At 48.7% G+C, this 9282-nt stretch carries 8 protein-coding genes; all 8 read right to left on the bottom strand.

The window, feature by feature from the left end:
* Nucleotides 1-38 precede the first annotated feature (38 nt).
* Nucleotides 39-191, bottom strand: coding sequence for an arginase (locus BUA56_RS23070; protein WP_072853737.1), 153 nt, complete (start codon nucleotides 189-191; stop codon nucleotides 39-41).
* 278 nt (nucleotides 192-469) lie between these two features.
* Nucleotides 470-1636, bottom strand: coding sequence for a hypothetical protein (locus BUA56_RS20250; RefSeq protein ID WP_072854589.1), 1167 nt, complete (start codon nucleotides 1634-1636; stop codon nucleotides 470-472).
* Between the two features lie 118 nt (nucleotides 1637-1754).
* Nucleotides 1755-5279 carry a transcription-repair coupling factor gene (mfd, locus tag BUA56_RS20245; RefSeq protein ID WP_072854588.1) on the bottom strand — a complete coding sequence of 1175 codons (3525 nt, stop codon included), beginning with the start codon at nucleotides 5277-5279 and terminating at the stop codon, nucleotides 1755-1757.
* Nucleotides 5280-5302: 23 nt separating this feature from the next.
* Nucleotides 5303-5875, bottom strand: coding sequence for an aminoacyl-tRNA hydrolase (gene pth / locus BUA56_RS20240; RefSeq protein ID WP_072854587.1), 573 nt, complete (start codon nucleotides 5873-5875; stop codon nucleotides 5303-5305).
* Nucleotides 5876-5895: 20 nt separating this feature from the next.
* Nucleotides 5896-6864, bottom strand: a complete 969-nt coding sequence (locus BUA56_RS20235) for a TIGR03943 family putative permease subunit (protein WP_341443527.1) — start codon at nucleotides 6862-6864, stop codon at nucleotides 5896-5898.
* Nucleotides 6865-6880: 16 nt separating this feature from the next.
* Nucleotides 6881-8008, bottom strand: a complete 1128-nt coding sequence (locus BUA56_RS20230; protein WP_072854586.1) for a CobW family GTP-binding protein — start codon at nucleotides 8006-8008, stop codon at nucleotides 6881-6883.
* Nucleotides 8009-8101: 93 nt separating this feature from the next.
* Complete coding sequence (locus tag BUA56_RS20225; protein ID WP_072854585.1) at nucleotides 8102-8335, bottom strand: polya polymerase; 234 nt, start codon at nucleotides 8333-8335, stop codon at nucleotides 8102-8104.
* Between the two features lie 93 nt (nucleotides 8336-8428).
* Nucleotides 8429-9268: a carbon-nitrogen hydrolase family protein gene (locus tag BUA56_RS20220; protein WP_072854584.1), complete on the bottom strand. Its 840-nt coding sequence runs from the start codon at nucleotides 9266-9268 to the stop codon at nucleotides 8429-8431.
* Nucleotides 9269-9282: the final 14 nt, after the last annotated feature.

Genomic DNA, 9282 nt, shown 5'->3' with positions numbered 1-9282 from the left:
GGCTACTATGACCTCGGCTGACTTCTGCGCGTTCAGCATTATCTCTCCATAATGGTTACCCCTTTCAGGGCGTGTCGTGCAGACCTCCCCAGGTACCACACGTTTCTTTCTCTCCATCCATCTGCCACATCTACCATACATGATTCCGGGTAGTTATTGGACTTCGACTTGTCATGCAGCCTTATCCTCATGCATAGCCTCTTATGTGGTTTCTGTTCGTCAGACCAGAGATTTGCCCATGGGTTCGTATGTTCCCCATATCCGGCTTCCTTCGGATTCCACCTCACAATGGACACCCTTGCCTTCGGCTATATCCTTCCCACCACCGGGCGGATTCCGGACTTTCACCGGTTAGAAACGTGCGCCGCCGGGCGCACATGATCAGACGGAGGGCATATCCCAGGATATACCCTCCGTTTTTTTCGCTGAACCTGGGTTCTTTGCCAGGTCTGCTGCTCTTTTTCCTAAACTATTCTTCTGCCTGCTCCTCAGGGTTTGTGCTTTCTGCTGCATCAGAGGAAGGCTCTGCAGTATCTGTACCCTCCTGGGTATCTTCTGCCTCCGGAGCTTCTGTCTCCTGCTGCTTAAATACAAAAGGATTGCTGTCTGTGACTTCTATCTTGTCCCATACTTTTTCATCTACAGTAAACTTTGCAGCCTCACTCCATTCATCCAGCTTTGCCTGATAGGCCTCCTGCTTTCTCTCACTTACAATGGTCTGTTTTTTGGAGTCTGTAGCCTCCTGATCAAAATTGGCGTCCAGCCGCACTACATAATAAGCATTCTCTCCTTCTGCCACCTCAGGCGCCAGCTGTCCGTCCTCCAGGCCCTCCGCAGCCTTCTTGATCGCATCTTCTACAACAGTATCATCGCTTCCATAGCTGCTGGAGGTAGCAGAGAGATTCTCATCCACCTCTTTGGCCAGGGCATCCATATCCGCCCCGGCAACATCCTCCGATGCTGCTATCTTATCCAGGACCTGCTGAGCCTGTTCCTTCTTTTGTGCTTTCTCCTCATCGGTCAGCTCAATGGTGTTGCCCTCTTCATCCGTCTCCGTCCCTGCGGCAGACACTCTCACACAGGTAACTGTTTTCTGGGCCGCGTCCTCATCCGGCACATTTGTATCCACATCTGCAGTCATTGGATCATACATCTTATTCTGGATGGTGAAAAGCTCCAGCACTGTCTCAATATCCTTCTGGCTGACAGCCAGGCTTTTCAGAGTCTCCTCATCGTTAGCCTCGATAAAGCTTTTAGCCGCCTCCTCAATTGCTTTCTGTTCTTCCTCTGAAACACTCACCTCATACTCTTTGGCATTCTCTTTCAGAAGCATCAAATCCTCCAGCTGGTCCATGAGGTTATCCTTGGCAGACTGCCCAAGGGTAGTCCCTTTTTCCTCATCCTGTACGCTGTCCCAGCTCATACTCTGTCCGAACATGGAATAATAACTCATCATCTGAGCCTGTGTATATCGCATGAGAAAGCTTGCCGCTCCAAGAGATACTTCCTCCCCATTGCAGGTTGCAACCGTCTTTGTTCCGTCAATTTTACTATCTTTTCCGCAGCCTGCAAGGCTTGTGGCGCCCAAGGCAACTGCAAGCATACCGCATGTCATTGTCTTTGTTAATCGGTTCATGGTTTCCTCCCATAGTTTATCTTATCGGCTTATTTTGCATATCAGCCTTTTTATTATAGACTCTTTTCCAGGTTCAGGCAAGATTTTTCCCGGTTTTTGTAAAGAATTCGCAAATATTTCAAACTTTCAGTTCCCCCTCCATATTCCTCAGCAGCCCTGCTAACCGTTCAATTATCTCAACGGTATCCCGGGCCTTTTTCTTTTTGGGGCGGAAGATAAAGTGCGGGCTGGGATCCGCCTTAAACTGAAGTTCATCCCTGTACATTTCGATAACCGCAGGGATCCCCTGGGGATTGATCCTCGCTTTCTCATACATAGTCAGCTTCACGGTATCCTGCAGCTGCTTTACCTCGGTCATATAGACTTTATGAGCCATTGCCTTCAGATTAGCGATCGAAAGGAGATTTTGTACAGACTTAGGAAGCTCCCCAAAGCGGTCCAGCAGTTCTTCCAGCATATCCTCATACTCTTCCTGATTCTCAATCCCTGCTATCCTTTTGTAGATGTCCAGCTTTTGATATTCATTGGGAATATACCGCTCCGGAATAAAGGCATCCAGCTCCAGATCAATGGTGGTTTCAAAGTCCTCCTGTACAGGTATTCCCTTGGCCTCTTTTACTGCCTCATTGAGCATTTTACAGTACAGGTCATAGCCCACAGCCTCCATATGGCCGTGCTGTTCCGCGCCCAGAAGATTTCCGGCCCCTCTAAGCTCCAGATCCCTCATGGCAATCTTAAATCCGCTCCCCAGCTCTGTAAATTCCCGGATAGCATGAAGCCTCTTTTCAGCCACTTCCTTTAACATTTTGTTTCTTTTATACATCAGAAAAGCATAGGCGGTGCGGTTTGATCTTCCCACCCGGCCCCGCAGCTGATACAGCTGTGAAAGACCCAGCTGGTCCGCATCATGTATCACCATTGTATTCACATTGGAGATATCCAGTCCGGTTTCAATAATGGTAGTGGATACCAGAACATCAATCTCCCCATTAATAAATCCATACATGATTTTTTCCAGTTCCCGTTCGTTCATCTGCCCGTGGGCAAAGGCAACATTTGCCTCGGGAACCAGCTTTGCAATCTGATTGGTAATCTCGTCAATCTGCTTTACTCTGTTATACACATAATAAACCTGGCCGCCCCTGGCCATCTCCCGGCTGATTGCCTCTCTCACCATCTCATCGTTGTATTCCATAATGTAGGTCTGTATGGGCATCCGGTCCATAGGCGGCTCCTCCAGAACACTCATATCCCGGATTCCGATAAGGCTCATATGCAGAGTCCTGGGAATGGGGGTAGCTGTGAGTGTAAGGACATCCACATTTTTTTTGAGCTGCTTTATCTTTTCCTTGTGGGTAACGCCGAAGCGCTGTTCCTCATCTATGATCAGAAGGCCCAGATCTTTGAATTTTACATCCTTTGACAGTACCCTGTGGGTCCCTATGACAATGTCCACCCAGCCCTTTTCCAGATCTGTCACCGTCTTCTTCTGCTGCGCCGGGGTATTGAACCGGCAGAGCAGATCCACCCGCACCGGGAAATCCTTCATTCTCTGCACAAAGGTATTATAATGCTGCTGCGCCAGAATGGTTGTGGGCACCAGATATACCACCTGCTTTCCCTCCTGTATGGCCTTAAAGGCCGCGCGGATGGCAATCTCTGTCTTTCCGTACCCCACATCCCCGCAGATCAGACGGTCCATGATTTTATGGCTCTCCATATCCCGCTTTGTGGCATCAATGGCTAACAGCTGATCCTCTGTCTCCTCAAAGGGGAACATTTCCTCAAACTCTCTTTGCCAGACGGTGTCCTTCCCGTATGCGTATCCCTCCTGGGACTGCCTGACCGCATACAGATCTACCAGATCCCGGGCAATGTTCTGCACTGCCCCCCGGACTCTTGTCTTAGTCTTTTTCCACTCCTGGCCTCCCAATTTATTCAGTTTGGGCTTCTTCGCATCTGCCCCGGCGTATTTCTGAAGAATATCCAGCTGGGTTGCAAGCACATAGAGATTACTTCTGCCAGCATATTCGATCTTAATGTAATCCTTGACTACATTCTCCACTTCCACCTTCTCAATTCCCCGGTAAACTCCCAGCCCGTGGTTCTCGTGGACAACATAGTCCCCCACATTAAGCTCTGTAAAGCTCTGAATCTTTTTCCCGCTGTACTCCGTTTTCTTCCTGCGCTTTTTCTTTTCTTTGCCGAATATGTCCGTCTCAGTAATGATTACAAACTTCACCATAGGGTATGCGAATCCCCTGTGGGCGTGTCCGTAGACAACCATAATCTCCCCCGGCTGAATCTCTCTTTCCGTATCGTCTGAATAGAAGCTATTCAGTCCCTCCTCCCGGAGATCTTCGGCCAGCCTGGCCGCCCTGGTACGGGAACCGGAGAGAAGGGCCACCCGATAACCGCCCTTTTTCCACTGCTTCAGATCCTTTACCAGAAGTTCAAAACTGTTGTTGTAAGAATTGACAGACTTCGTCACAATGCTGTACTTGCCGTTAATTTTCCAGTCTGCCTGCTTGTGGTCAATGGTGCAGACAGAAACACAGTTTTTGTGGTTCAGCGTATTGACGGTATCCCTGTACCCGGTAATCAGCTTCGCCTGACTGGGGAGAAGGTATCCCTTCTCCAGACGGTTCTGCATACTTTCCCGGAATTCCTCCTCAATCACCTCCCCCTTGTCCAGAAGATGATTCGGCTCATCCAGAAAGAAAAGGGTATCCTCCGGGTCAAAATAATCCGGAAGGGAAACCAGTTCATCATAAAAATAGTGGATAAAGTGCTCGGCCGCCTGAAGGTTCTCAAATTCCCTCAGATTCTCCAGCACCTCCTCCACAGAGCCCTTTACCCGTGCCGCCTCCTCCGTCAGAAACTTATCCCTGAGCCTCTTTACGTAGGACTTCATCTCTTTCTCAATGGCATTGATCCCCTTCTTTGCAGAGTCCTCGTCCAGCACAATCTCGGACGCCGGGTAGATGGCTATCTCCTCCAGGTTTTCTATGGATCTCTGGCTTTCGGCCTCAAAGCTCCTGATGGAGTCTATCTCGTCTCCCCAAAGCTCGATCCTCCAGGGATTCTCCTCGGTAAGAGGAAAAATGTCTATAATTCCACCGCGAACAGAGAACTGCCCGGCTGCCTCTACCTGTGCACTTCTCTCATATCCTAATCCAATCAGATCTTTTTTTAACTTGTCTATATCAATTTCACTGTCATTGCGAAACCGCAGCACCCGCCTGCCGATGGCCTCCAGGGGGAGCAGATAGTCCATGCAGCCCCCTATACTGGTTATTACAGTGACCCCCTTCTTCTCAAGAAGAGCGGCCACAGCTTTCATTCTTTCCCTGGTAAGCAGATTCCCGTGGATATCCGCCTGGAAAAATATCAGGTCCTTCGCGGGATACAGCAGAGCCTCCCTGTCGTAAAAGCGGTAGTCCTCATATATTTCTTTTGCTTTCAGATCATTCTCTGTGATGATCAGGCAATTGCGGAAATTCCGGGACATGGCATACATTACATGCGCCTTCTGGGAATCAATGCATCCGGAAAGCTGCAGAATTCCGCGGTTTCCTTTCAGTCTTCCCCGGAGCGCCTGGTAATCGCTCAGCTCCTCCAGCGGTCTTATAAAAGCCTCCATATCTATCTCCTTAAAAAGGTCAATTATTCTGCCTTTCTATTATATATATTCATAGCGGCTTCGATATCTTCCGATAAAATAACGGAAACTGCTGCCGCCGCCCTCTCAATGGCATCATCTACCAGCTTCCTGTCGCCGGTTGAGAAACGGCTTAATACATGATCTGCGAGATCCCAGCCCTTTGGCTTGGCCCCGACACCAATTTTAATCCGGTAAAAATTCTGCGTTCCCAGGTGAGAAATAATGCTTTTTATGCCATTATGTCCCCCTGCACTCCCCTTTTTCCGGATCCTGACCTGTCCCGGATCCAGATCGATATCATCATAGATTATAATCAGCTGGGTCTCCGGATCTATCTTATAGTAATCCGCCATAGCCCTCACCGCTTCGCCGCTGAGGTTCATAAATGTGAGAGGCTTGGCAACTATGACCTTCTGCCCCTCGATCATCCCTTTGCCAAACATGGCTTTATGCTTTACCCCGGATTGGGGGATATTGTGCCTCTCTATCAGTTCATCCACGGTATCAAACCCTACATTATGTCTGGTTTTTTCATACTCCTTTGAGGGATTCCCAAGGCCAACAATCAGATACATAATTTTCTCCTGTCTTTTCCTTAATTGAAATATACCAATTCCTCCTCGAGAGGCTCTGTCAGCTCTACCGATTTCGCCTCAAGCACAGGGCCCTCCCCGTGGTATGCGCGCACATAATCGTAGCCTACGGCCGCTGTAACCTTTACCCACTGTCCCGTCTTCAGTTTGGGCGCATAGGGGCTTCTGCATACATATCCGATAAAGGTAGTGTCATCCGCACAGCAGGTCATAGCCATGCGCCCCGGCACAAACATCTTAGACGGAAATTCCTTTGACTTTAATACCATGCCTGTGAACTCCACAGTCTTTCCTTTGTATCTCTCCGGATGATCCATAGCATCAATATACCAGATCCCGTAGTCCTCCTCCCGGATGGAGATCACATCGGCATCCAGGTCAAAAGGCATCTCATCTTCAAAAATATTTTCGATTTCCCCCTGTTCGTCCTCAAAGATGATCTCTGCACTCTGATTCACTACCTTTACACTTCTGCGGAACGTCGCCAGAGGCAGACCCTTTTCACAGCGGTTAAAAATGACCAGATCCGCCCCTCTTACCATTTCCATAAACAGGGATTTCATATTATTCATATAGACCTGGAAAGTGCTGGCGTCCACGGTTGTGATATGCTGGACGATACCCCATCCTCCGGGAAATTCCATCTCCTCCAGGGCGCTCACCGGCCACATCCCGTTGTATTCAATAACGATCCGCCCCGGCCGGTATGCAATGTCCATAGCTGTCAGGCGCTGGGGCGTCAGCTCCTGAGGTTCTTCTATTATCTCCATAACCGTATTATACTTTTCCAGCTCCCGGGCATCGTATTCCACCTCTCCCTCTTCGCAGAGAATAAGAAGCGTTGTCTCATCCAGGGCAAAATACTCCTGTGCAATGGTAAAGTTTAAAAATGTGCTCTTCCCGCTGTCCAGGAATCCCGCCATCAGATAGACAGGAACCTGGATCTCATCTATTTCATCTATTTCTGCCATTAATTTGTCTCCTATCTTATTTCAGTCCGAAAAGCTCTTCGAGCTTGTCCTCGTTGAGCTTAGATCCGATAACGCAAATCCTGCCTGTGAACTCAGGCGCACCCTCACGGATCTCATGCTCACCCGGCACCATATCAAAGTAAATCCACCGGCCGTCCGTACCTGCCACCATTCCCTTGGCCCGGAGAATACTGCCGTCCTCTCTGATACCCTCTGTCTCAAGTTTTGTCAGTATGCCGCCGATCTCTTCCCTGCTGTAGGTTCTCACCGTCTCTTTGCCCCAGCTGGTGAAAACATCATCTGCATGGTGATGGTGATGGTGATCATGCCCGCAGCCGCAGTCCCCATGGTCGTGATGGTCATGGCCGCAGCATTCTTCCCCGTGATGGTGGTGGTCGTGATCATGCCCGCAGCATTCTTCCCCGTGATGATGGTGATGTCCGTGTTCATGGCATTCCTCTCCATGGTGGTGATGCCCGTGATCATGGTCGTGATGTTCTCCGCAGACAGGGCACACTTCTTCTTCCAGCATCTCTTCCTCCAGCGACTGGGGATGCTCCATAACCTCCAGAATCTTGCTTCCCTCCAGCTGTGTAATAGGTGTTGTAATCACAGGCGATTTCTCATTTATCTGACGGATTAATTCTACTGCCTGCACCACCTTATCCTGAGGCGTCTTATCTGTCCGGCTTAATATAATAGCCCCTGCACACTGAATCTGATTATTGAAAAATTCACCGAAGTTCTTCATGTATAACTTACATTTTGATACATCCACCATGGTGGTATAGCTGTTAAGCTGTATCTCCACTTCCTCCTGCACGCCCTGAACTGCTTTTATAACATCAGAAAGCTTTCCAACACCGGAAGGCTCGATCAATACACGGTCAGGGTGGTACTTTTCAATGACCTCCTTGAGTGATGTCCCAAAATCCCCCACCAGTGAGCAGCAGATGCAGCCTGAATTCATCTCACGAATCTCAATGCCCGCCTCTTTGAGGAATCCTCCGTCGATCCCTATCTCGCCGAATTCATTTTCAATGAGCACTACCTGCTGGCCTGCAAATACCTCACTCAGTAATTTTTTGATTAATGTTGTCTTTCCTGCTCCCAGAAATCCCGAAATAATATCAATCTTTGTCATTTTTTCTACCTCTCTTTTTATTTAAGTAACGCCAAAGGGGACGAAGGTTATTACCTCCGTCCCTAAATTATGCCTTTTTATCTGCCTCACTAATCAGCCATTCATCATAAAGTTCAGTAATTTATCAATATCTTCTTTCTCATAAGCTACCAGCTCTAATTCAGGTATCTCACCGTTGGAGAAAATATTTGCCAGAGAAACATACTGGGAAAGTTTAGATTTCAGGTTGAGTCTGTCGCCTTCTCCTGTAACTAATTCCACTTTTCCGCTGCAGCTGTCGATTACTTCGAAAAATTTCTCAATATCCTTTATATTAGATACTTTCATTCCAATTTCTCCTTTCCTGTCCGATTCTATCGCTCTATTCGTTGTTATTATACCTTGTTTTTCCAGCAAATGCAAAGATATTTTCCCCTTCTGTCAGTAGATTTTTACTGATTTTTCCACTAATTCATAGACATCTTGCCTAATATTTTCAAGAGACGGAATCTGTCTTCTTGTCTTATCTGCCAGTCCCATATCTATTTCGCCCATCAGAATCTGTTCCTTTTTATCGGCCCGGGCCACAATCCGCCCCCAGGGATCCACAATCATAGAATTTCCATGGGCCGTATAATTCCACTTCTCCCCGCACTGCCCGCAGGCCAGAATATAACAGGTATTTTCAATGGCTCTGGCCCTCAAAAGAGGCTCCCAGTGAGCCTGTCCCGTAGGATCCGTAAAGTTAGCGCACACCAGGATCACCTGCGCCTGATGCTTTCCCATAATTCTGAACATCTCGGGAAACCGAATATCATAGCAGATGCCAAACCCCAGCATTCCCAGCTCCGTTTTGGAAAGGGCCACCTGGCTTCCGCCCGCAATCTGAGCGGACTCCCGTATCATTTTCCCCCCCGAAAGCTCTACATCAAACAGATGCAGTTTGCTGTATCTTCCGGCAATCTCTCCCCCGGGATCAAAAAGGAGGCTGGTATTTCTGCACTTTTCCCCTCCCGCTGCCTCTGTGATACTGCCGCAGTGGAGATAAATGTGATTCTCTCTGGCTAATTCCCGGAACAGCTCTGAAACAGGCCCAGGAACAGTCTTTCCGTGGCTCCTCATATCACGTCCGATAAAATCCACCGTCTCCGGAAGCATAACAAGATCCGCGCCCTGCAGGGCCGCTTCCCTGACTTTCCGGGCAGCCGCCTCCAGGTTCCGGGACTCATCCTCCCGGGAATCCATCTGAATAAGTGCAGCCGTCCATTTTTCTTTATACATACGGGCACCTCCTA

It is taken from the genome of Lactonifactor longoviformis DSM 17459 (genome assembly GCF_900129135.1).
Taxonomy (GTDB): domain Bacteria; phylum Bacillota; class Clostridia; order Lachnospirales; family Lachnospiraceae; genus Lactonifactor; species Lactonifactor longoviformis.
Note: the sequence above shows the minus strand (reverse complement) of the source record. Positions and strands in the feature narration are given on the sequence as shown.